Source organism: Sphingobium sp. TCM1 (assembly GCF_001650725.1).
GTDB lineage: Bacteria > Pseudomonadota > Alphaproteobacteria > Sphingomonadales > Sphingomonadaceae > Sphingobium.
In genome coordinates this window covers 164,985-191,742 of record NZ_LXVX01000013.1, presented here as the reverse complement: position 1 = coordinate 191,742, position 26,758 = coordinate 164,985, and the positions used below count along the sequence as shown (strand labels likewise).

At 65.7% G+C, this 26,758-nt stretch carries 21 protein-coding genes and 2 tRNA genes; 11 read left to right on the top strand and 12 right to left on the bottom strand.

The window, feature by feature from the left end; all coding sequences use genetic code 11:
* Nucleotides 1-554: DUF2026 family protein (locus A7Q26_RS12255; RefSeq protein WP_198162921.1), on the top strand; the 554-nt coding region annotated here is incomplete at its 5' end.
* A gap of 116 nt (nucleotides 555-670) precedes the next feature.
* Here the strand turns inward: A7Q26_RS12255 and A7Q26_RS12250 are convergent.
* The 4 genes from A7Q26_RS12250 to A7Q26_RS12235 form a co-directional block, all read right to left on the bottom strand.
* Complete coding sequence (locus A7Q26_RS12250; RefSeq protein WP_066859801.1) at nucleotides 671-2,779, bottom strand: ParB/RepB/Spo0J family partition protein; 2,109 nt, start codon at nucleotides 2,777-2,779, stop codon at nucleotides 671-673.
* A 558-nt stretch (nucleotides 2,780-3,337) separates the two neighbouring features.
* The gene (locus A7Q26_RS12245) at nucleotides 3,338-5,839 is read right to left on the bottom strand and encodes a S8 family peptidase (protein ID WP_066859799.1); all 2,502 of its coding nucleotides are present in this window, start codon (nucleotides 5,837-5,839) and stop codon (nucleotides 3,338-3,340) included.
* 3 nt (nucleotides 5,840-5,842) lie between these two features.
* Nucleotides 5,843-6,811, bottom strand: coding sequence for an AAA family ATPase (locus A7Q26_RS12240; RefSeq protein WP_230281910.1), 969 nt, complete (start codon nucleotides 6,809-6,811; stop codon nucleotides 5,843-5,845).
* Between the two features lie 528 nt (nucleotides 6,812-7,339).
* Nucleotides 7,340-7,414: transfer RNA gene (locus A7Q26_RS12235), tRNA-Gly, on the bottom strand.
* Nucleotides 7,415-7,749: 335 nt separating this feature from the next.
* On the opposite strand from A7Q26_RS12235, the gene paoA reads away from it, so the two are divergent.
* From paoA to paoC, 3 genes are read left to right on the top strand one after another with little or no spacing between them, the layout of a single operon-like run.
* On the top strand, nucleotides 7,750-8,400 hold the full coding sequence (gene paoA, locus A7Q26_RS12230; RefSeq protein WP_066859792.1) for an aldehyde dehydrogenase iron-sulfur subunit PaoA: 651 nt from the start codon (nucleotides 7,750-7,752) through the stop codon (nucleotides 8,398-8,400).
* Nucleotides 8,397-9,353, top strand: a complete 957-nt coding sequence (locus A7Q26_RS12225) for an FAD binding domain-containing protein (protein WP_066859789.1) — start codon at nucleotides 8,397-8,399, stop codon at nucleotides 9,351-9,353. Before paoA ends, A7Q26_RS12225 begins: the two co-directional genes overlap by 4 nt.
* Nucleotides 9,350-11,554: an aldehyde oxidoreductase molybdenum-binding subunit PaoC gene (gene paoC, locus A7Q26_RS12220; RefSeq protein WP_066859786.1), complete on the top strand. Its 2,205-nt coding sequence runs from the start codon at nucleotides 9,350-9,352 to the stop codon at nucleotides 11,552-11,554. The genes A7Q26_RS12225 and paoC overlap by 4 nt, the downstream gene beginning before the upstream one ends.
* 48 nt (nucleotides 11,555-11,602) lie before the next feature.
* Here paoC and A7Q26_RS12215 read toward each other — a convergent pair whose 3' ends face one another.
* Nucleotides 11,603-11,995 (bottom strand): acyl-CoA thioesterase, encoded by a 393-nt coding sequence (locus A7Q26_RS12215; RefSeq protein ID WP_066859783.1) that lies wholly within the window; start codon nucleotides 11,993-11,995, stop codon nucleotides 11,603-11,605.
* The gene (locus A7Q26_RS12210) at nucleotides 11,995-14,067 is read right to left on the bottom strand and encodes a S9 family peptidase (RefSeq protein WP_066859779.1); all 2,073 of its coding nucleotides are present in this window, start codon (nucleotides 14,065-14,067) and stop codon (nucleotides 11,995-11,997) included. Before A7Q26_RS12210 ends, A7Q26_RS12215 begins: the two co-directional genes overlap by 1 nt.
* A gap of 110 nt (nucleotides 14,068-14,177) precedes the next feature.
* Here A7Q26_RS12210 and A7Q26_RS12205 point away from each other — a divergent pair, with 110 nt between their 5' ends.
* Nucleotides 14,178-15,959: an aminopeptidase P family protein gene (locus A7Q26_RS12205; RefSeq protein ID WP_066859776.1), complete on the top strand. Its 1,782-nt coding sequence runs from the start codon at nucleotides 14,178-14,180 to the stop codon at nucleotides 15,957-15,959.
* A gap of 14 nt (nucleotides 15,960-15,973) precedes the next feature.
* Here the strand turns inward: A7Q26_RS12205 and A7Q26_RS25565 are convergent, their stop codons facing one another.
* The gene (locus tag A7Q26_RS25565; protein WP_198162927.1) at nucleotides 15,974-16,123 is read right to left on the bottom strand and encodes a hypothetical protein; all 150 of its coding nucleotides are present in this window, start codon (nucleotides 16,121-16,123) and stop codon (nucleotides 15,974-15,976) included.
* 116 nt (nucleotides 16,124-16,239) lie between these two features.
* Here A7Q26_RS25565 and A7Q26_RS12200 point away from each other — a divergent pair.
* A tRNA-Thr gene (locus A7Q26_RS12200) sits at nucleotides 16,240-16,314 on the top strand.
* Nucleotides 16,315-16,390: 76 nt separating this feature from the next.
* Here A7Q26_RS12200 and A7Q26_RS12195 read toward each other — a convergent pair.
* Nucleotides 16,391-16,789, bottom strand: coding sequence for a DUF1489 family protein (locus A7Q26_RS12195; protein WP_066859773.1), 399 nt, complete (start codon nucleotides 16,787-16,789; stop codon nucleotides 16,391-16,393).
* A gap of 25 nt (nucleotides 16,790-16,814) precedes the next feature.
* Nucleotides 16,815-18,254 carry a magnesium transporter gene (gene mgtE, locus A7Q26_RS12190; RefSeq protein WP_066859770.1) on the bottom strand — a complete coding sequence of 480 codons (1,440 nt, stop codon included), beginning with the start codon at nucleotides 18,252-18,254 and terminating at the stop codon, nucleotides 16,815-16,817.
* Nucleotides 18,255-18,400: 146 nt separating this feature from the next.
* Here mgtE and A7Q26_RS12185 point away from each other — a divergent pair, with 146 nt between their 5' ends.
* A complete protein-coding gene (locus A7Q26_RS12185; protein ID WP_066859766.1) occupies nucleotides 18,401-18,853 on the top strand; it encodes a peptidylprolyl isomerase in 453 nt (150 codons plus the stop codon).
* Nucleotides 18,854-18,915: 62 nt separating this feature from the next.
* Here A7Q26_RS12185 and A7Q26_RS12180 read toward each other — a convergent pair whose 3' ends face one another.
* Both A7Q26_RS12180 and A7Q26_RS12175 read right to left on the bottom strand, forming a co-directional pair.
* Nucleotides 18,916-19,605 carry a hypothetical protein gene (locus A7Q26_RS12180; protein ID WP_066859763.1) on the bottom strand — a complete coding sequence of 230 codons (690 nt, stop codon included), beginning with the start codon at nucleotides 19,603-19,605 and terminating at the stop codon, nucleotides 18,916-18,918.
* Nucleotides 19,605-20,234, bottom strand: coding sequence for a peptidase (locus A7Q26_RS12175; RefSeq protein ID WP_066859760.1), 630 nt, complete (start codon nucleotides 20,232-20,234; stop codon nucleotides 19,605-19,607). Before A7Q26_RS12175 ends, A7Q26_RS12180 begins: the two co-directional genes overlap by 1 nt.
* A 316-nt stretch (nucleotides 20,235-20,550) precedes the next feature.
* Between A7Q26_RS12175 and A7Q26_RS12170 the strand changes: the two genes are divergently transcribed.
* Nucleotides 20,551-21,102: an outer membrane protein gene (locus tag A7Q26_RS12170; RefSeq protein ID WP_066859757.1), complete on the top strand. Its 552-nt coding sequence runs from the start codon at nucleotides 20,551-20,553 to the stop codon at nucleotides 21,100-21,102.
* Nucleotides 21,103-21,286: 184 nt separating this feature from the next.
* Nucleotides 21,287-24,868, top strand: coding sequence for a hydantoinase B/oxoprolinase family protein (locus A7Q26_RS12165; RefSeq protein WP_066859851.1), 3,582 nt, complete (start codon nucleotides 21,287-21,289; stop codon nucleotides 24,866-24,868).
* A 31-nt stretch (nucleotides 24,869-24,899) separates the two neighbouring features.
* On the opposite strand, the gene A7Q26_RS12160 is transcribed toward A7Q26_RS12165, so the two are convergent.
* Nucleotides 24,900-25,658 carry a class II aldolase/adducin family protein gene (locus A7Q26_RS12160; RefSeq protein WP_066859754.1) on the bottom strand — a complete coding sequence of 253 codons (759 nt, stop codon included), beginning with the start codon at nucleotides 25,656-25,658 and terminating at the stop codon, nucleotides 24,900-24,902.
* Nucleotides 25,659-25,883: 225 nt separating this feature from the next.
* Here A7Q26_RS12160 and rpsU point away from each other — a divergent pair, with 225 nt between their 5' ends.
* Nucleotides 25,884-26,090, top strand: a complete 207-nt coding sequence (gene rpsU, locus A7Q26_RS12155) for a 30S ribosomal protein S21 (RefSeq protein WP_021226581.1) — start codon at nucleotides 25,884-25,886, stop codon at nucleotides 26,088-26,090.
* An 80-nt stretch (nucleotides 26,091-26,170) separates the two neighbouring features.
* On the top strand, nucleotides 26,171-26,749 hold the full coding sequence (locus A7Q26_RS12150) for an FKBP-type peptidyl-prolyl cis-trans isomerase (protein WP_066859750.1): 579 nt from the start codon (nucleotides 26,171-26,173) through the stop codon (nucleotides 26,747-26,749).
* Nucleotides 26,750-26,758: the final 9 nt, after the last annotated feature.

Here is a 26,758-nt window from a genome sequence, read left to right as displayed (position 1 = left end):
TATTGCACGCTGATCCTCACACGTTCTTCTCGATCGTCGGGTCGTATCTGTTGAATAAGCACTACGGAATTGCCGCCACGGCGGTTGCGGGCGGATTCGCGCTCTGTGTCGATGATGCTCCCAAGTGCATCTTCTATGGCAAGGATGAGGGCGGTAAGTTCAGTTGGGGCAACGATGGCTTCCATATGTGGGTGCAGACGAAAGATCATGTCATCGACTTTATGGCGCCGATCTACGCTGAGTCGTTCGCCATTGCCCAACCCGATGTCGTGCTCCCGCGCAAGATGTTCCAGAAACGCCTTGAGGACGACAAGCAGAGCCTGGACGATTTACAGGCTACGGGCGACTATATGGTCTTTCCTGATCCCGATCTGAGCGAGGAATTGATCGACCATTTCCTGAGCCGCCCGATCAATACCGACCTGTTGGGCATAGCCGAGGCGTGGTTCGGGAGCCGGCGCGGGAAGCAGCGGCCGACGATCAGCATGGGCAGCAACGACGGAATCGTGCGGCATCTCACATTACCCCCCACAATAGCGCGCGGAGCTTGGTAGGCATTCAACCCCGCCTATGAAACAGGAACGGCCGCGCCCGGTCAGGGCGCGGCCGCATTTTTCGGCCTCTCGTCAAAGGTAAGGCCGGGACCGCCATAGCAGCCCCGGCCCGTCACCTATTCAGCGGCTACCGCATAGTGCGACTGCTCGCCTTCCAACGGCTCCACCATATCCCCGCCGTCCTGCGCTTCGGTATTGGGGGCCTCCGCTTCGGACGGCTGCGCGTCCGTCTCGAAATCCTCCTCCTTCACCTCCACGGCCTCCGGCGCTTCGGCTTCCGGCTCGACGGTTTGCAACACAGTTGGCAACCATCCCGTTCCGGCGACAAGCCGCTCCGCCTCGTCGGCCATTGCTTCCTTCTTCAACGGCTGGATGCGCTCCGCTGCCTCCGGGGAGATGGCCTCGCTCACCGCCTGCGCGATATGAGCCTTGGTGACGCGCCCGAAATAGCTACGCGTGTTCGCGGTCCACGTCGCCGTCATGTCGAGCCCGATGGCCTGCGCCAGCCCGTCCGCCGCCTCGATGCGGGTGACGGGACGTTCCCACGGCACCTTCACCGCATTGACGGTGAGCGACACGCAATGCGCCAGCAATGCGGTGCGGCTTTCGGCGTCCAGCCCGGCGAGAAACGACCACAGGTCCGCCGTCTCACCCGGAAGCTGCTCGCCCCACTGGTCATGCCGCGCCGCCAGCGCCTCGCCCGCCTCGGTGTTCGCGATGCCCTCGGCGTGGGTGGTGAGGTCTTCGCTCTTGGCGGTGACGGTGAGACAGGACTTGCCGAACCCATGATAGAACAGGTCCAGCACCAGCGCGTGGGTCAACGCGACCATCGCCATGTCGGGCTGCTCGCCAAGGGCCAGACGAAGGCCGAGCGTCCGATGCGCCGTGAGGTCACGAATGAGGCTGTCGGAAATGGGCTTGCCCGCGTCGGCCTCCCCCAATTCCACTTCTTCGTCCGCATCCTCGTCGTGTTCGTTGGCTCCGCCGTCCTCCACACGGATGCCGTCGCTGTCGTCCTCCGGGTCCGCTTCCGGCTGCGGCTCGTCCTCGGCACGGACATAACCGCGCTCGATCTTCACCTCGCCGGTGGAGCCGAGCGAAACGAAAACGCCGCCACGCTCGATCACCGCAGGATCATAGGCAGAACGCTTGGCGCAGAGCGCATCGATCTCGTCGCTCAACGCCTGCGCCTTCGCCGCCACGGCCTCGGGCATGTCCTCATAAGAGTCATAGCCTTCGATCAGCGCATCATGGGCTTCCGCTGCCTCCGACAGCCGCACCTCGTCCTTATCGGACAGGGCGATATGCTGCGGATAATAACGCCGCATCCCATGACCGTGGGGGAAGTCGATGCTGACCTCGCCCCATTTCCAGCCCTCGGCCAGAACCTCCCCGGCGATCTCGCGCAACCGCTCCACCACAAGCGTATCGAGCAAGCCTGCATCCTCGAAGAAACCACCGTCATCCTCGGTGAACAGGTCACGGATGATCGTGCCGCCCGCCTCGACATAGGCGTCCGCCCCGATAAACACCGCCCGCCGGTCAGTCGCCGGGATATTGCTTGCGGTAAGATCGCGCCGGATGATCCACGGCTCCTTGTTCCATGACAGGTTCTCGAAGACCTGCTCCTGCCGGGCATGGTCGTCGGTGATGGTGAACGCGGCCAGTTGGTCGAGCGTAAGGCCGTCTTGCCGATACACATCCATCAGCTTCGGGCTGATCGCACCGAGACGCAGCCGCCGCTTCACCACATCAGGGGACACGCCGAACCGCGCACCGATTTCCTCCGCACCCCATCCCTTGTCGCGGGACAGTTCATGGAACCGCTCGAACTGGTCGGCGGGGTGCATCGGCGTCCGGGTGACATTCTCGTCAAGGCTGATCTCCGCCGCGTCGTTCTCGGTGTCGAGATAGCAGCGGATGGGCTGCGTCCGTTTTATCTGCTTGCGCTTGGCGCGCAGCAACTGCGCCAGCCTCCGGCCCTCGCCAGCGGTGACGAAATAGCAGCCGGTCGGCACGCCGTCCTTCGTCTCCGGTTCCACGACAAGGTTCTGGATCATCCCCTTGTGCTGGATGGACGCCGCCAGCGCCTCGATCGCTGCCTCGCCGTGCGGCACCTTTCGCGCATTCTTCGGCGACTTCTTGAGCTTGTTGAGGGGCACGAAAATCTCGATGCCCGACACCGGCTCGGCGGCACTGGTTTCGATCTGAACAATCTTGGTCATCTTCCTACTCCTTGGGTTTCCGCGCAGCGGGAAGCGCCGCGCTGAAACCCTGCCCGTCGGCGAGACCGGGGGTGCAAACGGAGGGACGGCTTCGCGGGGAACCGGCTGCACGGAGCGAAGCGCAGGAAGCTGGGCGGAAGACGTTCCGAAGTGCGCCAGGGGCAGCGCCCCAAGCACCGGGCCGCTTGCGGCGCCACAAAGAGACGCACCCTTGCGGCGGACAGCCGGCGCGGCGGCGTGCGCGCGGACACTGGGGGCCAGCCGTTGCCGCGCCCCCGACCAGAGCAAGAGTGCCACGCGGGCCGAGAAATACGCGCGAACCCTGGGCGGCCTTAGCCGCCAGAGTGCGCTCACCAGATCCCCGCGTTCTGCTCAGGGGCGTTGCGGGGTGTCCCCGCTCGAAGGGGTCTGGCGAGACCCGCTGGGGCTCGGCAGCAGGGGAAGGCCTTCCCCCGCAAGCCATTCAACCTGCCCGGAAAACAAAAGGCACCGGCGGTATGTCGGCAAGCTCTGCTGAATCCGTGCATTCGTCGGCACGGGACGGCTCCGCTTTTCGCGTTATCCTTCGATTTCGACGCCGATCAGTGTCGGGATGGCCGTTTCGATCGGAGTATAGAGATCGACTTCCGCTTCCGGCGTCTCAAGGCTGACGATCAAGGCGTAACGTGCTCTGTCGTTGAAGCGCTTGAGCCCGGTTCGCTCCCGCCACCAGCCGGTGATCGGGTGGATATAAAGCATGTTCCGGGCGGCAAGCTCGACGGCCGGGCCTTCCCAGATGTCGACATGCAGCGATCCGGCCGAGATGGCGCGCTCACCGAACAGCCAGCCATCATTATTCTCATTCACCGGCCGCGGGTCATTCTCCTCGCGCCCTTCTGCGTTGTTCCTGCGCAGGAAGTTCGCGGTGGTCTCCCGCGACCGTTTCAAGTCAAAGCGAAGGCCGAAGGATTGGTAGCGCGCCGGGTCGATTGCCGTGGCGAAACTGGGATTGGGCTCGATGAAATAGGAGAGCGTCACCTTCAGCCGCACACGCAGATTGTCGAGGTCTTCGAGAATCTGGCGTGGCCAGGGCAGCGGATAGACATGGGCCTCGTTGAAGCGGACGCCTGACGCCTCCTTGCGGAAGGGCTGAATCTCCCTTTGGGCGACAAGCGCGAGATCGTTGATCGCGGATGCGCGAGCGCGGGCAAGGCCGGGAAGGCCGTAACCATAGCGGCGGAGACAATCCGCCTTGTCGCGCTTGGCCGCGCAGGCAGCGATGGCCTCGGTCATGGGCGGGGTCCAGCGCGCACTATGGACCATCAGCGCCCGGATGGTTTCCGGCCAATAGTCGGGATCGTCTGCCGCGATCTGCGCGGCTAAGCGGGCCGCCTGCGCGGTCGCCGCGCTGGTCGCCCAGAAGCTGTCGAGCGGGCGCTGACCGACATCGCGCGCGGTGGTCAGAAGCGAAAGAGAGTCGAGGCCGGCAATCGCTTCAGTTTTCGCGGGGCTGATCGCCCGGTTGCCTGCCTCGAACACGAGGTCGGGCTTGAACGGCGATTGGCCCGAGCGCCAGAGGTAGGAGGTGCGGCTGTAGGGGCTTCCGGCGCCGACGGTCGCCATCGGCGTCCAGCCCTCGTAGCCGGCTTCCGCGATCTGGCTCTTTTCGGTGTAGCCGCCGATCGCAAGCGCATTCCAAGCCTGACAGGGATCTTCGGCCGGAAAGGCATCGGTGTCCGCGATCTCAGCCGGATCGGCGTGGTCGGGGACATTGCCGGCGGCGAGGACGATGAGCCTCTTGGGCGCCGGGTTCTCCTGATCCTCGGATTCGGCGCCGGCCGCGGCCTGGTCGATGGCGGCGCTCCATGCAGTCGCGTCGGCACCGCTACGTCCACCATTGGTAACGGCCATGCAGAACATACGCGCTCGGTCAGGGTTCTGGATTTCGGCGCGTGCGATGGCGCCTTGGGTGATGGGACCGTAAGCGTGCGGGTCGTTTGGGGGAAAACCTGCGGGCGGCAGGATTTTGACCGACTCCAGTCGGTGGGTAAGGCGTCGCTGTTCCTGATCGGCCAAGGGCGCCACGAGGTCGCCGTGCAGCGCCAATCCCGCCATGCCGGTGCCGTGGCCGGAGCCTGGCGCATGATCGTCACCGCCCCAGGCGGGATCGACGCTCAAGAGGTCTTCGACCGCCAGGGCGGGCTCGATGAGCGGATGGGCACGATTGACGCCGGTATCGAGGAGGCAGATGGCCGGCGCCTCGCGGCCGGGCCAGATCGTCCGTTCGGCAAGGTCTTCGATGAACGCGCGCGCCTCGTCGCGCAGGTCATGGGTGAAAACATGAGGATTGTCGCTGGCGCGCCGCAGCTCGGCAATGCCGCCAGTGGCGAACAGCAACAACTCGATCGCGGCACGGCGACCATAGACTGGAACGACGATGGTTTCGGGAAAGCGCAGGAAGGTGTCGCCCTCGCCGACATGGAGCCCAAGCTGGGCGGCGGCTTCGAGAACGCGGTCAACCCTGTCGCGGAAGCACCACAGCGACCACCACATTTCCGCTTGAGGGTCTTCAGGCAATGCGGCGGGATCGTCCCGCCAGAAGGTGCGGATGCGCGCTTCGCGGATATGCTCGATCGTCTCGACGCGGGTTTTCCCTTTGGGCGAGCCGGTGCGCTCGTTGAGCGGCCCGAAAGTGTAATCCTGGAACACCGCTTCGAGCGTGTCGCGCATGTCGTCGGGCACGAACAAGGCGATGCGACGCGCGCCTTGTTCGGTGAAGGTCACAGCGCCTTGCCGGGTTTTCTCCCGCGTGCGTTCGAGCGTGGTCGGGCCGGCTTGCGGCGACAGCTCCACTTCAAGGAAAGTGCCGTCCGGCGGAGGAAGGAGCGCAACGCCGTCCGGCCTCTGTCGGGCCTGTTCGGCCTGTTGAAAGGCCGAAGCGAGTTCGGCGATCAAGCGCTGGCCGTGGTCCTCGCGGATGCGGATGAGCGGGCGCTGCCGGGCATTGCTGCCCGGAGATTTGAACGCAACGCTGTGAGCCAGTCCCGAAATGTCGAGATGCGGTCGGTCGTGTTGCGCCACAGGTCAGTGTTTCGCAGAGAACGCGGTGCGCATCGCTTGGCGCTCGGCGAGGCGAGCGATGATGTCGGGCGTGGCGATCTGGTCGCGCTGGTCGAGGATCGCGGCCTTGACGGCTTCGTCGGCTGCGCGCGCAATCTCGGCCTGGCTGAGGCCGCGCGCCGCCTTCTCGATGGTGGACCAAGCCAGGCGGGGATATTTCAGCGGCTTGAGGTTGGCCTTGACCACGGCCCGCACCTGTTCGGCCGAGGGCAGCTCGAACTCGATCACGTCGTCGAAGCGGCGCAGCAAGGCCCTATCGAGCAATTCGGGATGGTTGGTTGCCGCCACGAGCGGACTATCGGTGGCGCTCTTTTCCTCCATGAACTGAAGGAAGCTGTTGAGGACGCGGCGCATCTCGGCAACGTCGTTCGAGGCCGTGCGATGCCCGCCTACGGCATCGAACTCATCGAACAGATAGACGGCGCGGCGGCGCAGGGTCTCGTCGAACACAAGCCTGAGCTTGGCGGCGGTCTCACCCATGAAGCGGGTAATGAGCGTCTCCAGCCTTATGATGAAGAGCGGCAGCTTCAGCTCGCCAGCCAAGGCTTCGGCGGTCATGGTCTTGCCCGATCCGGGCGGACCGACGAACAGGAGCCGCCGGTTAGGGGCCTTGCCATGCTCGCGCAGCCAGTCCCGTCGACGTTGCTGGAGAAGAGCATTGCCGAGCCGTTCCGAGACTGCGGCCGGGAGGATCACGTCGGCGAGCGTCACCGTAGGTTCGCGAAGATCGAGGAGACCTTCAAGATCACCGCGCGGGCGGGCGAAAACGATAGGAATTGATGGGCTGACACCGCGCGCGGCGCGCGCCGTATCGACAGCCGTGCGCAAGTCGTTTGCGGTGTCTCTGCGACCCTGCCGGGCCTCAGCAGCGGCAACCTGCAAAGCGATCGAATAGAACTGCTCGTCGTCGCCTTCCGCTCGACTGCGCAGCATGGCCAATATCTGTTTGGCATTAGACACTGAATTTACTCGATTTCTTTCTCACACACATTTCCCCCATCGTTCCTGATTCAATAACGCAAACGCTCCAAGAATTGAAGAACAAGCTGGGGCGGGCGCGCGATATTCGCAAAACCTTCGTGGCGGTCGGCTCCAAAGCCGCCGGACCAGAGACGCTCGCCGCGCCTCATTCCCCGGCTGGCAACAAGCGAGCGGCTAAGATTGACGTCGGGCCTTTCATCGTTCGCGTAAGCAAAAACAGCTCCGCGTAAGCAGGAGCGGAAAGGCGCGTAAGCAACTTTTCGCGTCAGGATGAGAGCACGCGGAAGAACGCCGAATGAGCAACCTTGAGGGGCGTGAAATATGGAGGATAGGCCTATTTCCGCCGGGAGCACGCCAGAACCACGCATTTCCTGGGCATTTCCTGCTTACGTATTGCTTACTTTTTGTTCCTGACGGAGCGCGTAAGCAAAAAAGGCGGCTGTGAAAGCCGCCTAACTGCATGATCTTGCTATGGAAAACTGGAGCGGGCGAAGGGATTCGAACCCTCGACCCCAACCTTGGCAAGGTTGTGCTCTACCCCTGAGCTACGCCCGCTCTGGCGGCCGGAGAGTGTGTCCCTCTCGGCGGGTGGCGGGGAACTAGCAGCGCTTTCCGGGATCGGCAAGGGGGGAATTGCACAAAATTGAAATTCTCTTTCGCGGCCGCAAAAAGTCTCGGTTTTCCGCCATTTTTCGCTTGTGAAAAGATCGCGCGGCGGCGCTGCTCGCTGGTTTCAACGACGAATCACGGCCGCTCCACCGTCATCTTGGGCGTTGGGCGTCCGCCGCGCTTCTGCTAATCTGTCGTCCGGAGGCAATGTTTGTGCCTGCAGAGGGATCATTTGCCGACGCGCTTCGTAATGACCAGCAGATCAGCAGGGAGGACCATCCATGACGTCCGATCATTTGACGCGCCGCGGCCTGTTGCGGGGCAGCGCCGTCCTTGCCGCATCGGCGCCCGTCCTCTCGAACGCGGCGGCCGCCGACGCGCCGCTCCGGAGCAGCAAAGGAACCCGCATGAGTCCCGTCGAACTTACCGTCAACGGACGCGAAGCGCATCTGCAACTCGATCCGCGCACGACGCTGCTGGATGCCCTGCGCGAGCATCTGCATCTGACCGGCACGAAGAAGGGCTGCGACCATGGCCAGTGCGGCGCCTGCACCGTCCTGGTCGAAGGACGCCGCATCAACAGCTGCCTGACGCTGGCCGTGATGCATGATGGCGAGAAGGTGACGACGATCGAGGGGCTGGGCACGCCCGAAGCGCTCCACCCGATGCAACGCGCCTTCGTCACCCATGACGGCTATCAATGCGGTTATTGCACGCCGGGGCAGATCTGCTCGGCCGTGGCGGTGCTGGACGAGATCGATGCGGGAATCCCCAGCCATGTGACGGAGGATCTGGACCGGGTGGCGATCAGCGACATCGAACTGCGCGAGCGGATGAGCGGCAATATCTGCCGCTGCGCCGCCTATCCGAACATCATCGCCGCGATGCGCGACGTTTCCGGCCAATCCGGGCGCGGGGAGAAGGCGGCATGAGGCCCTTCACCTACGAACGCGCAACCAGCGTCGAAGCGGCCGCCAAGGCAGCGGCATCGGTCCAGGGCGCGCGCTTCATCGCCGGCGGCACCAATCTGCTGGACCTGATGAAATTGCAGATCGAGACGCCGGCCCATCTGATCGACGTCAATCATCTGGGCCTCGACAGGATCGAGGAGACGCCCGATGGCGGGCTGCGCATCGGGGCGCTGGTGCGCAATACCGATCTGGCGGCCGACAAGCGCGTGCGGCGCGATTATGCGGTCCTCAGCCGCGCGCTGCTCGCCGGCGCATCGGGCCAGCTGCGCAACAAGGCGACCACCGGCGGCAACCTGCTGCAACGCACTCGCTGCCCCTATTTCTACGACACGCGGATGCCCTGCAACAAGCGCAAGCCCGGCAGCGGCTGCGGCGCTATGCAGGGGATGAGCCGCAGCCTCGCCATCCTGGGCGTCAGTGACGCCTGCATAGCCCAGCATCCCAGCGACATGGCGGTGGCGCTGCGACTGCTGGACAGCGACGTGGACACCATTGACGCCAATGGCGCGAAGCGGTCCATCCCGATCGCCGACTTTCACCTTTTGCCCGGCGACACGCCGGAGAAGGAAACGGTGCTCAAGCCGGGTGAGATCATAACCTCGGTCACTTTGCCCAAGCCGGTCGGCGGCACCCATGTCTATCGCAAGGTGCGCGACCGCGCCTCCTATGCCTTCGCCTTGGTGTCGGTGGCGGCGGTGTTCGGCAAGGATGGCAGCGCGCGCTTCGCATTTGGCGGCATCGGCGCGAAGCCGTGGCGCGTCGAGGAGGCGGATGCTGCCGCGAAGAGCGGCGCGAAGGTGGTGGCCGAAGCTGCGCTCGCCGGCGCCCGCACGACGCATCATAACGACTTCAAGAAGACACTGGTCGAACGGACGCTCGCGTCGCTCTACCGCCAGCGGGAGGCGCGGGCATGAAGTTCGACGCGCCAGCGGGCATCAATCCGATCGACAAGGGCCGCGTGATCGGCATCCCCCATGACCGGATCGACGGCGCGGCCAAGGTTACGGGCACGGCGCCCTATGCCTATGAGCGTCACGATGCCGCGCCCAAGGCCGCCTATGGCTGGATCGTCGGCTCCGCCATCGCGAAGGGCCGGATCGCCGCGATGGACCTGCGCGCGGCAGAGGCTGCCCCCGGCGTTCTGGGCGTCGTCACCCACGCCAATGCCGGCAAGCTTGGCAAGGGCAGCATGAACACCGCGCCGCTGCTCGGCGGGCCGCAGGTCGATCATTATGAGCAGGCGGTCGCGCTGGTGATCGCCGACACGCTGGAAAATGCCCGCGATGCCGCCAGGCTGGTGCGCATCGACTATGCGCCGGAAAGCGGCAAGTTCGACCTGGCGGCCGAGCGGGTGAACGGGGTGATCCCGCCCGAAGGCTTTGGCGGCCCGTCCGACACCAAAGCGGGCGATTTCGACAGCGCCTTTGCCAAGGCGGCGGTGAAGGTCGAGCGGACCTACACCACGCCCGACCACAGCCATGCGATGATGGAGCCGCACGCCACCACCGCCGCCTGGAACGGAGACAGGCTGACCCTCTGGACCTCCAACCAGATGATCGCCTGGGGCGTGAGCGAAGTCGCCCGGACGCTCGGCATTCCCAAGGCGAATGTCCGGCTGGTGTCGCCCTATATCGGCGGCGGCTTTGGCGCCAAGCTGTTCCTGCGCGCCGACGCGCTGTTGGCGGCGCTGGGCGCCAGGCAGGTGGGCCGGCCGGTCAAGGTCGCCATCGCCCGGCACCAGATTCCCAACAACACTACCCATCGCCCGGCCACGATCCAGCGCATCCGGCTGGGCGCGGACAAGGATGGGGTGATCGACGCGATCGCGCATGAAGTCTGGTCGGGCGACCTGCCCGGCGGCGGCGCGGAAACGGCGGCGCAGCAGACGCGGCTCCTCTATCGCGGCGCGCACCGCATGACCGCGCACCGGCTCGTCACGCTCAACCTGCCCGAAGGCAACGCCATGCGCGCGCCGGGCGAGGCGGTAGGCCTGCTGGCGCTGGAAGTGGCGATGGACGAACTGGCCGAAGCGGCAGGTGTCGACCCGGTCGAACTGCGCATCCGCAACGATGTGCAATATGATCCCGAAGCCGGTCCGCAGCGGCCCTTTTCCAGCCGCAAGCTGGTGGAATGCCTGCGTGCAGGCGCCGACCGTTTCGGCTGGGCAAAGCGCAACCCGAAGCCGGGGCAGGTGCGTGACGGCCGCTGGCTGGTCGGCATGGGCGTCGCGTCCGCCTTCCGCAACAATCTCGTCACCAAATCGGGCGCGCGCATCGGCGTGGACGGGCAGGGCCGGGTGATCGTCGAAACCGACATGACCGACATCGGCACTGGCAGCTACACCATCATTGGTCAGACCGCTGCGGAAATGCTGGGCGTTCCGCTCGACCAGGTGTCGGTGCGCCTGGGCGACAGCCGTTTCCCGGTGTCGGCCGGATCGGGCGGCCAGTGGGGCGCGAACAGCAGCACCGCGGGCGTCTATGCCGCCGCCATGGCGCTGCGCGCGAAACTGGCGGAAAAGGCAGGCTATCCCGCCGACCAGGCGCAGTTTGAGGATGGTCTGGTCAAGCTCGGCAACAAGTCGCAGACCCTCGCCACGCTGGCGGGCCGCGATGGCCTCTGGGCGGAGGACAGCATGGACTATGGCGACCTCGACAAACGCTATGCCCAGGCGACCTTCGGCGCGCATTTCTGTGAAGTGGGGGTCGATATCGACACAGCCGAGGTGCGGATTCGCCGGATGGGCGGTGCCTTCGCCGCCGGCCGCATCCTAAACCCCAAATCGGCGCGCAGCCAGGTGATCGGCGCCATGACCATGGGCGCGGGCGCCGCGCTGATGGAGGCGCTGGACGTCGACACTCGCTTCGGCTTCTTCGTCAATCACGACATGGCGGAATATCTGGTGCCGGTCCATGCCGACATTCCCGAACAGGACGTGCTGTTCATCGACGAGCTGGACGACAAGAGTTCGCCGATGAAGGCCAAGGGCGTGGGCGAGCTCGGAATCTGCGGCGCCGGCGCGGCAGTGGCCAATGCGATCTACAACGCCACCGGGATCAGGCTGCGCGACTATCCGCTGACGATCGACAAGCTGCTCAAGGCGCAGGTGGCCTGAGCCATATCTAGTTACCCCCCGTTCGCTCGAAACGAACGGGGGTGGTCCTCAAACGAAGTTCGCCGCCACCTCCGCCGGCACGCGCAGGATGCGGCCCGACGCCTTGTCGATGATCGCCCAGGTGGATTTGGCCGCGACCTTCACCTTGCCGTCGGGCCCGGTAAATTCCATCATCCGGTCGAACCGCGCGCCGCGCGGGCCTTCAGGGATCCAGGTGCGCGCCGTCACCGTCTCGCCCTCGGTCACATTGCCGCGATAATCGACCTCATGCCGGGTCACGACCCAGATATAGGCGTCGACATGGGCGGGGTCGGCATCGCGCAGCCAATGCTCGACCGACACCTGCTCCATCCACTGGACCCAGACCGCATTGTTCACATGGCCCAGCACGTCGATATGCTCGGGCAGGGCCGTGATCTGCCTGGTGAAACTCGACGCCATCAGCCCTCCACGCCCAATTGCCACAGGATGAAAGCGAATTCCTCCGCCGTTTCGTGCAGGCTTTCGAACCGGCCCGACTTGCCGCCATGGCCCGCGCCCATATTGGTCTTGAGCAGCAGGATATTCTGATCGGTCTTGGTCGCGCGCAGCTTCGCCACCCACTTGGCCGGTTCCCAATAGGTCACGCGCGGATCGTTGAGGCCCGCCGTCACCATCAGCGGCGGATAATCCTGCGCGCGGACATGGGTGTAGGGATCATAGCTCTGGATCGTGCGGAACGCGGCCTCATCCTCGATCGGGTTGCCCCATTCGGGCCATTCGCCCGGCGTCAGCGGCAAGGTCTCGTCCAGCATCGTATTCAGCACGTCCACGAAGGGCACATGCGCCACCACCGCGCCCCACAGGTCGGGATCGCTGTTGATGACCGCGCCCATCAGCTCGCCACCGGCCGACCCGCCCGAAATGCTGATCCTGCCCTTCGACGCATAGCCAAGATCGATCAGCCCCTTCGCCACGTCGACGAAGTCGGTGAAGGTGTTGACGCGCTTGTCCAGCTTGCCGTCCAGATACCATTGCTGGCCCAGGTCATCGCCGCCGCGAATATGGGCGATGGCGAAGGCGAAGCCGCGATCCAGCAGCGACAGGCGGCTCGTGGAAAAGCCCGGCTCCATCGCCAGCCCATAGGCGCCATAGCCATAAAGGTGCAGCGGTGCGCTGCCGTCGCGCGGGAAATCCCTCGGGTAGACGATCGACACCGGAATCTGCGTGCCGTCGCGCGCGGGGATCATCAGCCGCTCGGCCGCATAGCGGCTCGCGTCATAGCCCGACGGGATTTCCTGGACCTTCAGCACCTCCAGCACACCCGTTTCCAGATGATAGTCGTAGATGGTGTCGGGCGTGACCATCGATTCATAGCCGATGCGTAAGCGCGTCACGTCATATTCGGGATTGTCGTCGAGGCTCGCGGAATAGCTGGCTTCCGGGAAGGGGATGCGCTTGGGCGTGTGGGTCGCATAGTCGCGCAGTTCGATCTGGTCGAGACCGTCCTGCCGCCCTTCGGTGACATAGAAGCCTTTGAACAAAGTGAAATCGGTCAGGTAGAAATGGGCGTCCGGTGCGATCACTTCTTCCCACTGGTCGGGGGCGTCCAGCGTCGCCTTCACCAGCCGGAAATTGGGATGGCTGTCGTTGGTGCGGATGTAGAGCGTGCCTTCATGCTCATCGACATCATATTCGCGTCCGGCCTTGCGCGCGGCCACGAGCAGCGGCGTCGCTGTCGGATCGTCGGCTGGCACCAGCCAGGCTTCGCTGGTCACATGATCGCCGGTCGCGATGACGATCCATTTTTCCGAGGAGGTGAGGCCGATCGAGACGCGGAACCCCTCGTCATCCTCGTGGAACAATTCCACATCGCTCTCGACACTCTGGCCCAGCCAGTGCAGCCGCGCATTGTCCGTCCGCCAATTCTCGTTGGCGAGGCCGTAGAGCAGTCCCTTACTGTCCGACGTCCACACGAGTGACGACAGCGTGTCGGGGATCACTTCCGGCAATATCTCGCCCGAAATGAGATCCTTGATCCTCGCCTCGAACCGTTCGGAGCCATTGGTGTCGATGGCGTAGGCGAGGTAGCGGCCGTCCGGGCTGACCGACATCGCGCCCAGCCGGAAATAGTCATGCCCTTCCGCCAGCGCGGGTTCGTCCAGGATCAGCTGGTCGGGGCCGCCTGCAACCGGCTTGCGATACCATTTGCGATATTGGGCGCCCGTCTCGAACGCGCGCCAGTAGACATAGTCGCCATCCTTCTGCGGGACGGACTGGTCATCCTCCTTGATCCGGCCCTTCATTTCCTGGAACAGCGTGTCGAGCAGCGGCTTGTGCGGCGCCATGGCCCCTTCGAACCAGGCGTTTTCGGCCTCCAGATAGGCCAGCACATCCTTGTCCTGCACATCGGGATAGCCGGGGTCGCGCAGCCAGGCCCAGGGATCGTCCACGGTGATGCCATGACGCGTGAAACTGTGCGGGCGGCATTCGGCGATGGGGGGCAGGGAGGCAGGCTGCATGTGATCGGTCATCAACTATCCATGGGTCAGACGGGGCGGACGCTGGAATAAGCGCGCCCGTCCCTCTATGTTGTCGGCATTATGGCCGGTGCAAGAGGCCGGAATGATCCAAGGGAAGTTCGATGTCCAGTTATGAAGATCGCCTGAAGGCTTTGCGCGCGCAACTGGTGCGCCAGCGGCTGGACGGTTTCGTGGTGCCGCTGACCGACGAGCATATGAGCGAATATGTCGGCGCCTATGCCCAGCGGCTCGCGTGGCTGACCGGATTTCAGGGGTCTGCGGGCAGCGCCGTGGTGCTGCCGGAGGAAGCGGCGATCTTCGTCGACGGCCGCTACACGCTCCAGGTGCGCGAGCAGGTGGACGGCGCCCACTGGCAATATGAAAGCGTGCCCCAGACGTCGATCGCCGCCTGGCTGAAGGATCATGCCGGGCAGGGCGCGCGGATCGGCTATGATCCCTGGCTCCACACCCGCGCCTGGGTGGAGCAGGCGACGCAAGCCCTGGCCGAGAAGGGCGCGGAGCTGGTCGCGGTCGACACCAACCCCGTCGACGCCATCTGGCCCGACCGTCCGGCGCGCAGCGACGCCAAGCTGGTCGTGCATGACGATCGCTTCGCCGGCCAGTCGGCCGCCGAGAAGCGCGCCGCCATGGCCGACTGGCTGACGGAGAAGAAGGCCGACGCCGTCATCCTATCTGCGCTCGATTCGATCGCCTGGACCTTCAACATCCGCGGCAAGGATGTGGAGCGCACGCCCGTCGCGCTCGCCTATGCCATCGTTCATGCCGATGCGACCGCCGACCTCTATGTCGCGCCGGAGAAGATGGACGAAGCCGTCGCCCAGCATCTGGGCAATGCGGTGCGGGTGCATGATGGTGCGACCTTCTCCACCGCGCTGGCGGATTTCGCGGGCAAGACCGTGGTTGCAGACCCCGAACGCGCCGTCGCCGCCATCTTCAACGGGCTGGACGAAGGCGGCGCGACCGTGCTGTCGCTGCGTGACCCCGCCGTCCTGCCCAAGGCGATCAAGAATGATACCGAGATCGCCGGCCACAAGGCGGCGCAGGCGCGCGATGGCGCCGCGCTCAGCCGCTTCCTCCACTGGATCGCGGTCGAAGCCCCCAAGGGCAACCTCACCGAACTCTCCGCCTCCGATCGGCTGGAAACCTTCCGCAAGGACACCGGCCTGCTCGAAGACCTGTCCTTCGATACCATCAGCGGCGCGGGGCCAAATGGCGCGGTCGTCCATTATCGCGTCGAGGAAAAGACCAATCGCCCGATCGAGACCGGCACCCTCTATCTGGTCGATTCGGGCGGCCAGTATCGCGACGGCACCACCGACGTCACCCGCACTGTCGCCATCGGCACGCCGACCGACGAAATGCGCCATCGTTTCACCCTGGTCTTGAAGGGCCATATCGCGCTCGCCCGCGCCGTCTTTCCGAAAGGGACGCGCGGCGGCCAGCTCGACGCCCTCGCCCGTCAATATCTTTGGACCGAGGGGCTGGATTACGCCCATGGCACCGGCCATGGCGTCGGCAGCTTCCTGTCGGTGCATGAAGGGCCGCAGCGGATTGCCACCTTCGGCGGCGGCGACGAGCCGCTGGTGGCAGGCATGATCCTCTCCAACGAGCCAGGTTATTACAAGGCCGGCGAATATGGCATCCGCATCGAAAATCTGGTGCTGGTGGAGGAACGCGCGATCCCCGGCGCGGAAAAGGACATGCTGGGCTTCGAGACGCTGACCTTCGCCCCGATCGACCGCGCGCTGATCGCCACCGACTTGCTGAGCGGTGATGAGCGCGCCTGGCTCGACGCCTATCATGCCGCCGTGCTGGACCTGGTGGGGTCGCAGCTGGAGGGCGATGCACTTGCCTGGCTCCAGGCTGCCTGCGCGCCGCTCTGAAGCGGGCAGGCCTGTCAATCGGCGTGATCGTCGCCCTTGACATCGCCATCGTCGTGGCGCCGGGCTGGCTCTGAGCCGGCCCGGCTCTGCGCCTTGCGCCGGCGCAGATTGTCGCGCAAAGCCTGCGCCAGCCGCGCCTTTTTCTCGTCGTTCGTTTCAGCCATGGCGACGCGCATAAGCAAAATGCATCATCTGCCGCAAGTCGCCTTGACATGGGAAGCGCGGGCGGCCATAGGCGCGACCTCCGAAGCGCGCAGGCGCTCCGGAGCAGAAATAGAGTGCTGCCGTAGCTCAGTGGTAGAGCGCATCCTTGGTAAGGCTGAGGTCGGGAGTTCAATCCTCCCCGGCAGCACCATTTCTTCCCTTTTCCGATATTTGCCGGACCCGATCCTCCTTTCGGGGATCGTGATGTCGTGCGCGCGCGCTGCGGCTCAGACCAGCCCCAGCCGCGTCAGTTCCCCCAGCATCCTGGACGGCATCGCATCCAGATCGTCGGCTTCGCCGCCATTCAGGTCCGGCGGCGCATCCTTGTCCTCCAGATAGCGCCAGCCCTGATGCGCGCGTTTGGGGCTGGCGCGCACGGGGATCAGTGTCGGCGCCAGCCGGATCCAGTAGCGCCCCTGGCCCGTTTCCTGGAAACCCAGCAGCGGACTGCGCCCGACCAGCGCATGGCCATGAATCCAGTAGAGCGACCCGCCATCCAGTTCCTCCAGCCGCTTGGGCAGATAGCGGGTGGTCAGGCGCGCCTCGCCGGCATGGCTTTCCAGCCAGGCGCGCAGGGAGGCGGGGCTTTCGCTCTGGAAGGCGATCTTGGTGAGGTGCAGGGGCATGGGACGCCCTAGATGGGCGCTCTCGTCAGCCGGTCAATCCCGCGGCCGTGGCGAGGCCCAGGAAAGCAAAGAAACCCATCGAATCGGTTATCATGGTGACGAAGATGGACGAAGCGACCGCCGGGTCCAGGTTCATCCGGTCGAATGCCAGCGGCACGGCCGCCCCCGCAAGGCCGGCCGTGACGATATTGGTGATCATCGCCGCGGCAATCACGCCGCCCAGCGCCATGTTCTGGAACACCAGCCCCACGCCGATCCCCAGCACCACGGCCACCGTCGCCCCGTTGAGCAAGGCCACGCGAATCTCGCGCAATATGGTGCGCCGGGCGTTGGAGCCGGTGATCTGGTTGGTGGCGAGCGCGCGCACCGTGACCGCCATGGTCTGGCTGCCGGCATTGCCGCCCACGCCCGCGACGATCGGCATCAGCGTGGCGAGCGCCACCATCTTCTGGATCGTGCCTTCGAATATGCCGATGATGGTCGACGCGACCAGCGCGGTCAGCAAATTGGTCAGCAGCCAGCGGACGCGCGCGCGATAGCTGTCCATCACCGGCTCGTTGATGTCGCCCTCGCCCGCGCCCGACAGACGGAGAATATCCTCGCCCGCTTCCTCGGAAATGATGTGGACGACGTCGTCCACCGTGATCATGCCGACCAGCCGGCCCGACGCGTCGACGACGGCGGCGGAGATCAGCGCATATTTCTGGAAGCGCAGCGCGACTTCCTCCTGGTCCATGTCGACCGGGATCAGCGTCTGCTCGCGCTTCATCAGGTCGGCCATGGCGATGCCGCGCGGACAGGTGAGAATCCAGCTGAGCTGGCAGGTGCCGATCGGCTTGTGCGTCGCGTCGACGACGAAGATTTCCCAGAAGTCGCGCGTCAGGTCGCCATTGTCGCGCAGATAGTCGATCACCTGGCCGACCGTCATATGCTCGGGCACCGCGACCAGGTCGCGCTGCATCAGGCGGCCGGCCGATTCCTCGGGATAGGACAGGGCGCTCTCGATCGCGGCGCGGTCTTCTGGCTCCATCGCCTCGAGGACGGCCTGCTGGTCGGCCTCCTCCATGTCCTCGATGATCGCGACGGCGTCGTCGGTGTCCAGTTCCGACGCGAATTCGGCGACCTGCTCCGGCGCCAGCGCCCCGATCAGGTCGTCGCGGACATAGTCGTTCAGTTCGGAAAGAACCTCCGCGCCCACCAGGTCGCCCAGCGCGGCGGCGACGTTCGCCCGCTGTTCCGACGGGGTCAGTTCCAGCAGGTCGGCAATGTCGGCGGGGTGGAGCGGCGACACCAGGTCGCGCGCCTTTTCGCTGTCGCCTTCCTCCACCGCGTCGAGCACGGCGGTGAGGTAGGCGGGCTTCAGCCGGTCGTCCTCGTCGTGGCTGGCTTCCGCCGCCTCGACGATCGCCTCGTCAAATTCTGCGCCGTCCACAAGGGGTTCGGCCACATCGCCGCGCTCGCTCATGGCGCCCCCTACTGTCCGGTTCCTGTAACATTCTGTCGCTTTCGCCGATGCACAACCGAAATGCAATGGGGAGACAGCGCTTCCATCGGCCTCATTAGCCTTTATATGGGCTCATCTGTTCCTTCCCCGGCAAGAGAGGATTTTCCATGGCCGACGAAACACTCACCCTTTCCCTCGACAGCGGCGGCGACGTCGTCATCAAGTTGCGCCCGGACCTCGCGCCCGGCCATGTCGAGCGCATCACCACCCTGGCCAAGGAAGGCTTCTATGACGGCGTGGTCTTCCATCGCGTCATCCCCGGCTTCATGGCGCAGGGCGGCGACCCGACCGGCACCGGCATGGGCGGGTCGAAGCTGCCCGACATCAAGGCGGAATTCAGCCGCGAGCCGCATGTGCGCGGCGTCTGCTCGATGGCGCGCGCGATGAACCCGAACAGCGCGAACAGCCAGTTCTTCATCTGCTTCGACGACGCGACCTTCCTCGACGGCCAGTATACGGTCTGGGGCGAAGTCACGTCGGGCATGGAGCATGTCGACGCGCTGCCCAAGGGCGAACCGCCCAAGACTCCGGGCAAGATCGTCAAGGCGACCGTCGCCTGACCTGCCCCGCCTGAAAGGCTGAAAGGACGCCCGGCCCGTTGACAGGCCGGGCGTTCCTGCGTTCAGGGCGTGCGCGCCATTCCGTCCGTCATGGAAATGGTCCTGGCCGCTTCCGCGCCATTGTCGATGTCGTCCGTCGCGGGCGGCGCCACATAGGCGCCGATCGATTCGATGTGCCAGCGCCGCTGTTCCTCGGTCGATCCGGGGACGTCATTGACCCGGCGCAGCGTGACCTGCCGCAGCATATGGAACGGCTTGCCGTTGGCGGCGATCCGGCCATAGACCTGCACCGGCACCGTCACATGGACGGAGCCTGCGGCGCCTTCGGTTTCGGACGGCGCGCCGACATTGGCGTGAATCTCGCCAAATCCGCGAAAGCGCGCCTCGAAATGGGCGTCATCCTGCGCTCCGATCGCGCTGCCGGGATTCCACAGATCCTGCGCATCCTCGAAACGCTTTTCCTCCAGCAAGCCATAATAGCCCTGCACCACCTGCGCCGCGCCCTGCGCGCTGTCCGGGTCGATCGTTCCTTCGGCGACCGGCGCAGGATCGACCGGCAGGCCGCCGGGCGTGCCGGGGGCGGGCGGATTGAGCGGTTCCATCAGCGCCATCGCTTCGGCGCGGACATTATTTTCCACCTGCGCGGCATTGGCGCCATTCGCCAGATTGTCGATTGCGCTCTCCTCCCGCCCGTCGCACGCGGCGACGAGCAGGAGCGGGAGCCATGCGGCGGCCCTGATCGATCCCCGCATCAGTCCGGGCGCACCCGTGCTGCCGGATCACGGCCGCCGCCCGACCGCATCGGGCGATCGGCACGGGGGCCGGGCGAGGGCCGGTTGCCCCATTCGCGCTGCGCGCGCGGTTCGCTCATCCGGGGCTGGCTCATCTGGGGCCGGGGTTGCGGTGCGGGACGGACGGCATTGGCGCCATCATTGCCGCGCCAGCGACCGCGACCGACATTGCCGTCCGCGTCCGGGCGCGGACGGGTCCAGTTTCCGGGCCGCCCGTCGCGATCCGCCTGCCGGTCGTTGCCGCGCCAGTCGCGCCGTCCGTCCCGGTCCCGGCCCTGCCAGCGATCGTCGCGCCGTTCGGCGCGGCGGCCTTCCCAATAGCGGCGCTGACCATCATTCCAGCGGTGACGCCGGCCTCCCCGGTCATAGACATAATAGCCGTTGCCCGGATAATAGAAGCCATCATACCAGCCATAGCCGCCCGGATAATAGCCGGGGCTGTAATAGGGGTCATAATAGCCGCCGCCATAATAGCCGCTGCCTACGCTCACTCCGCCATAGCCATAGCCGTCGTCATAGGCGCAGCCGCCAAGGGCCAGCGCACCGGCAAGGCCCATGACGGCGAGAAACCTTTTTGCGGTTCCAGTCATCGCCTGTCTCCTTAACAGTCTTTCTGATGACGGGAATAACGCCCTCAGTTTGAATTGGTTGTGAATGGGCGAGGGGATGGTGTGCAAGCGTTTATTCCCCGTTCAGAAAAGTCGCCCTCCGTTCATCGGGGCGACAGAAACCGTGTTCTTTCCGTCACATAATCGGCATTTGACCGATTTTCCCGATCCGTTGAGGAAACCTTCGGGCAGGCCCGCTCATTTCCTCTCCGTCGCCCGGACGCTTGCAGCGCCGGACATGCGGCCCGGCGGGTCCACACCGCCGCTTGAATCCCCACAGATAAAAAGGGTCATACCCATGAAGACACTGGTTTTCACGGCAGTCGCTGCCGCGTCGCTGCTTCCCGCCGCCGCCCTGGCGCAGGACGCCGACTCCACCCGTCGCATAGAGCCCTATGTCGGCGTCATGGGCGGCGTGCATAATTTCGACAGCGAGACCGGCAAGGAAGGCATCCCGCCCGTCGGCTACAAGGGCCGCATGGTGGAGGGTGTCGCCGGCGTGAACTATAATGTCGCCGGCCCGATCGTGCTGGGTGTCGAAGGCACCGCGTCCAAGGGCGTGTCCGGCGACATCGACTGGGAATATGGCGTGGCGGGCCGCGCTGGCGTGAAGGCGGGCAAGGACAGCCTGATCTTCGGCAAGGTTGGCTATAAATGGGTAAATTTCGACGCGCTCGGCCCGGACAGCCCGGATTTCCACGGCACCACTTATGGCGCCGGCGTGGAATTGTCGCCGGCGGACATGGGCGGTTCATCTGAACGCAGCAATATCCGCCTGCGCGTCCAGGCCGACACGCTCGGCAATTTCCGCTCGATCCGCCCGATGGCGGGCGTCGTCGCGAAATTCTGACACCTGGCGAATAGGGGGCGGGACGAGGCCAGGCCGGTCCCGCCCCTCATCGGTCACCTCCCGTGGCGGGAGTTGGGGTGCGGAACGGCATTAGGACTGCTGCCGTTCCGCATTCCCCTTGAGCCTGCTTGCTGTCCTTCCCTGCATCTTGCAAAGCGCGGGCGGCCTCTCCATCACGTCGGCCATGACCTGGCATTTCTGGATCGATCGCGGCGGCACCTTCACCGATGTGGTGGCGCGCGACCCCGATGGGCGGCTGCACACCGCCAAGCTCCTTTCCAGCGATCCCGAACGCTATGCCGACGCGGCGGTCGAAGCGGTGCGCCGGCTGACCGGAGCGGGCGACGGCCCGGTCCCGCCCTGCGCCCTGCGCATCGGCACCACCATCGCCACCAACGCCCTGCTGGAACGCAAGGGCGAGCCGGTGCTGCTCGCGGTGACGCGCGGTTTTCGCGACGCGCTGCGCATCGGTACGCAGGAACGGCCCGACCTTTTCGCCCGCCACATCATGCTGCCCGAACCGCTCCATGCCGATGTGGTCGAAATCGACGAGCGGCTGATGGCCGATGGCGCGATCCGGACCCCGCTGGACGAGGCGACCGCCCGCGCGGCGCTCCAATCCGCCCATGACCGGGGGCTGCGCGCGGTCGCGATCCTGCTGATGCACGGCTATCGCCATCCCGCGCATGAACGGCGGCTGGCGGACATCGCGGCCGAGATCGGCTTCACCCAGATCAGCGCCAGCCATGACGTCGCGCCGCTCATCAAGCTGATCGGGCGCGGCGACACGACGCTCGCCGACGCCTATCTTTCTCCCGTGCTGCGCGCCTATGTCGATGGGCTGAAGGCCGCGCTGGGCGATGAAAGCGACATGCTGTTCATGCAGTCGAACGGCGGCCTGACGGATGGGGCGCTGTTCCGGGGCAAGGATGCCGTGCTCTCCGGCCCCGCCGGCGGCATCGTCGGCCTGGCCCGCACGTCGGAGCAGGCGGGTTTCCATGACGTCATCGGTTTCGACATGGGCGGTACCTCGACCGACGTGTCCCATTATGCCGGCGCCTATGAGCGGGACAATGAAGCGCGGGTGGCGGGCGTGCGCCTGCGCGCGCCGATGATGCGCATCCACACCATCGCGGCGGGCGGCGGTTCCATCTGCACCTTCGTCGACGGCCGTTTCCGCGTCGGGCCAGAATCGGCGGGCGCGGTGCCGGGACCGGCCTGCTACCGGCGCGGCGGTCCGCTCACCATCACCGACTGCAATGTCATGCTGGGCAAGATCCAGCCCGACTTCTTCCCCAGCCTGTTCGGACCCGCAGGCGACCAGTCGCTCGATCGCGACGTGGTCGCGCAGCGCTTTGCCGCCCTCTGCGCGCAGGTGCGGGCGGAAACCGGCCGCCGCATGACCCCGCAGGAAGCGGCGCAGGGCTTCATCGCCGTCGCCGTCGCCAACATGGCCAATGCGATCAAGCGCATTTCGGTCGCGCGCGGCCATGATGTCGGCCGCTACACGCTCGCCAGCTTCGGCGGGGCGGGTGGGCAACATGCCTGTCTGGTCGCCGACGCGCTGGGCATGGACCGGGTGATGATCCATCCGCTGGGCGGTGTCCTGTCCGCCTATGGCATGGGGCTGGCCGACCGCCGCTCGGTGCGCGAGCGGACGCTGGCCCTGCCGCTCGATCCGGCGGCGATGCCCGACCTGCAGGCCGCCGTCGACGCGCTCGCCGCCGAAGCCCACGCCGACCTGCCGCAGGCCGACCGGACGGAAACCCTGCTGCGGCTGCGTTATGATCGCACCGACAGCCTGTTCGATGTGCCGCTCGCCGACATGCACGCCATGCGCGCCGACTTCCTTGCCCAGCATCGCGCCCGCTTCGGCTTCGCCGGGCAGGGCCGCATCCTTGTCGACATGGCGCGGGTCGAGGCGATCGCCGCGACGCGGGAAGCGATGGACGGCATTGTCATGCTTGCCGACGAAGCGGCGGCGCCGCTGGCGGCAATCGACTATGCCGGCGTCCCCGCGCCCGTCTACGACCGGGCGGGCCTGTCCGCCGACAGCGAAATAGACGGTCCCGCGCTCATCATCGATCCGGTCTCGACCACCGCCGTCGAGCCGGGATGGCGCGCGCGGGTCGACGCGATCGGCAACCTCATCCTCACCCGCCATCGGCCGCGCACGATGCCGGAAACCGACTCCGAAGCCGGCGTGGTCGATCCGGTAAGGCTGGAGGTGATGGGCGGCCTGTTCATGGCCATCGCCGAGGAAATGGGCGCCGCGCTCCAGCACAGCGCCTCGTCGGTCAACATTCGCGAACGCCTGGATTTTTCCTGCGCGCTGTTCGACGCGCAGGGCAATCTGGTCGCCAATGCGCCGCACATGCCGGTGCATCTGGGCAGCATGGGGGACAGCATTCGCGCCATCCTGCGCCGGCGCGGGCCTGATGCGGACGGCCTGCCGCGTGACGGCCGGGGGATGCTGCCGGGCGATGTCTATGCGCTCAACGCCCCCTATGACGGCGGCACCCATCTGCCCGACGTCACCGTGGTCATGCCGGTGTTCGTCGACGGGCGGGCCGCGCCCTCCTTCTACGTCGCCGCGCGGGGGCATCATGCCGACATCGGCGGCATCACCCCCGGATCGATGCCGCCGGACAGCCGGTCGGTGGAGGAAGAGGGCGTCATCCTCGACAATCTGCTGGTGGTCGACCGGGGCGATTTTCGCGAAGCCGCGATTCGCGACATGCTCGCCGCCGGTCCCTGGCCCGCGCGCAACATCGACCAGAATATCGCCGACCTTGCAGCCCAGATCGCCGCCTGCGCCAAGGGGGCAGCAGAATTATTACGGATCAGCAACGATTATGGCGTGGATACCGTCGCGGCCTATATGGCCCATGTCCAGGACCAGGCCGAAGCGGCCGTCCGCCGCCTGATCGGCCGGTTGTCCGACGGCCGCTTCGCCTATCCGATGGACAATGGCGCAACTGTCCATGTCGCTGTCGAGATCGACCGGAAATCCCATGCGGCGACGATCGACTTCACCGGCTCGTCCGCCCAGCTGCCGGGCAATTTCAACGCCCCGCTCTCGGTCGTGCGCGCTGCCGTCCTCTATGTCGTGCGGACCCTCATTGACGAGGCGGTGCCGATGAATGACGGCTGCCTGAAGCCCGTCACCATCATCGTGCCCGAAGGATCGATGCTGCGGCCCCGTCATCCCGCCGCCGTGGTCGCGGGCAATGTCGAAACCAGCCAGGTCGTGACCGACGCGCTGTTCGGAGCGCTCGGTGTCATGGCCGGTGCGCAGGGGACGATGAACAATTTCACCTTCGGCAACGACCGCCATCAATATTATGAGACGATCGCGGGCGGCTCGGGCGCCGGTCCCGATTTCGACGGCGCCGACATGGTCCAGACCCACATGACCAACAGCCGCCTCACCGACCCGGAAATCCTCGAATCCCGATTCCCGGTGTTCTTGGAGGAATTCTCGATCCGATCCGATTCCGGCGGGGCGGGGCGGCATCGCGGCGGCCATGGCGGGGTGCGCCGCATCCGCTTCCTGGAGCCGATGATAGCCGGCATCCTCGCCAATCGCCGCATCGTCCCCCCCTTCGGCCTTGACGGCGGCGCGCCGGGGGCGCCGGGGCGCAACTGGGTGGAGCGTGCCGACGGCAGCGTCGAGCCGCTCGGCTCCACGGCGACGGCGGAACTGCAGGCGGGCGATGCCTTCGTCATCGAAACGCCGGGCGGCGGGGGATTCGGGCAAGCCTGACCCTTCGCTCGAAAGGGCCGGGCGTCGGCCTTTACCGCTGCCAGCTCGAATCGATCCGGTCGATCACCCGCACCATGGACTGGAAATCCGGCACCCCCGGCCCGACGGGCAGCTGCACCCCGGACAGGTCACGCTGATGCACCGCGATCACCTCAGGCGGGATGTCGATCGGCGTTCCCGCCGCGCCCGCCGCCACCTGGATCTCGCACGCCCGTTGCAGCATCCACTGCTTCAGGAAGGCTTCGGGCAGGGTCGACGCCATCACCAGGGTTCCGTGATTGCGCAGCATCATCACCCGCCTGTCCCCCAGATGCGCGATCAGCCGTTCGCCTTCCTCTGGCCGAATCGTGACCCCTTCAAAGTCGTGATAGGCGATGCGGCCGATGAAGGCGGCGGCATAGAAGCTGATCGGCCGCAGCCCTTCGGCGCACGCGCTCACCGCCATGCCGGCGGTCGTGTGGGTGTGGATGATGCAATGGGCGTCAGGCAGGTGCCGGTGGAACACGCTGTGCTGGGTGAAGCCCGCCCGGTTGACCGGATAGGCGCTGCCGTCCAGCACATGGCCGTCAATGTCGATCTTGACCAGGTTGGACGCCGTCACCTCATGATAGCCAAGGCCGAACGGATTGATGAGGAAGGCATTGTCTTCCCCCGGCACCCGCAGGGTGATGTGGTTGTAGATGAGTTCCGACCAGCCCATATGGTCGAAGATGCGGTAGCAGGCGGCGAGCTGCTGGCGCGCCTCCCATTCTTCGGGCGACATGCTGGGCTTGGGCGCGGTGGTTGCCATGGCGATCCTCCTGTGTCTTTTATCGCGCCACTATCCGCCCGCTCGTCGCAAAAGTCGAGGATCGGGCCTTTTGGGTTGAATTTGCGCGACTCTGCTGATAGGGCGCCGCCCACATGGCGCAGGATGACCTGCGACGACTCACTGGCTTTGCTATTCGGTCGGGCCGTCGGGAAGGACTGGATGTCCCGGCGAACCGCCCGTTTTTGATTGGAGATTGACGGACTTATGCAGATCATCGTTCGCGACAACAATGTCGACCAGGCCCTCCGCGCGCTCAAGAAGAAGCTGCAGCGTGAAGGCGTGTATCGCGAAATGAAGCTGCGTCGTCACTACGAGAAGCCGTCGGAAAAGCGCGCCCGTGAAAAGGCCGCCGCGGTCCGCCGCGCGCGCAAGATGGAGCGCAAGCGCGCCGAGCGCGACGGCGTCCGTTAAGACGCTGTTCTGACGGGGCCGGCATCCTGCGGCCCCGTTTGCCGACGACTTTCCTGCCCTGAATTAGCGAGCGCACGCCCATGTCCACGACGGCTGTTCCCCTTCGTCCTATCGCCAAGGGGTCGCTGACGCGGCTCTGGGTCGGCATTGCCGCCGTCGCGCTGGCCGCGGGCGGCCTGGCATGGGCGGGGCAGCAGGGTGTCGCGGCGTCGCCGGCGGCTTTCCTGTCGCAGAATGCCGGTGAAGATGGCGTGGTGACGACCGAATCGGGCCTCCAGTACAAAGTGCTGGAGGAAGGCACGGGCGCCAGCCCGACCACGTCCGACGTCGCGCTGGTCGGCTACAAGGGCGCGCTGCTCGACGGCACGGTCTTCGACGAGAATCCGCAGGCGCCGATGCCGATCGACGGCGTCGTGCCCGGTTTCTCGGAAGGGCTGCAAAAGATGAAGAAGGGCGGCAAGTACCGCCTGTGGATTCCGCCGCAGCTGGGCTATGGCGATGCCGACAATGGCCCGATCCCCGGCGGTTCGGTGCTGGTGTTCGACGTGACGCTGCACGATTTCAAGTCGAAGGCGGAACTGATGCAGTTGCAGCAGCAGATGATGCAGCAGCAGGGCGGTATGCCGCAGCCTGGCGCGATGCCACCAGCGGGTCAGTGACCCACGCAG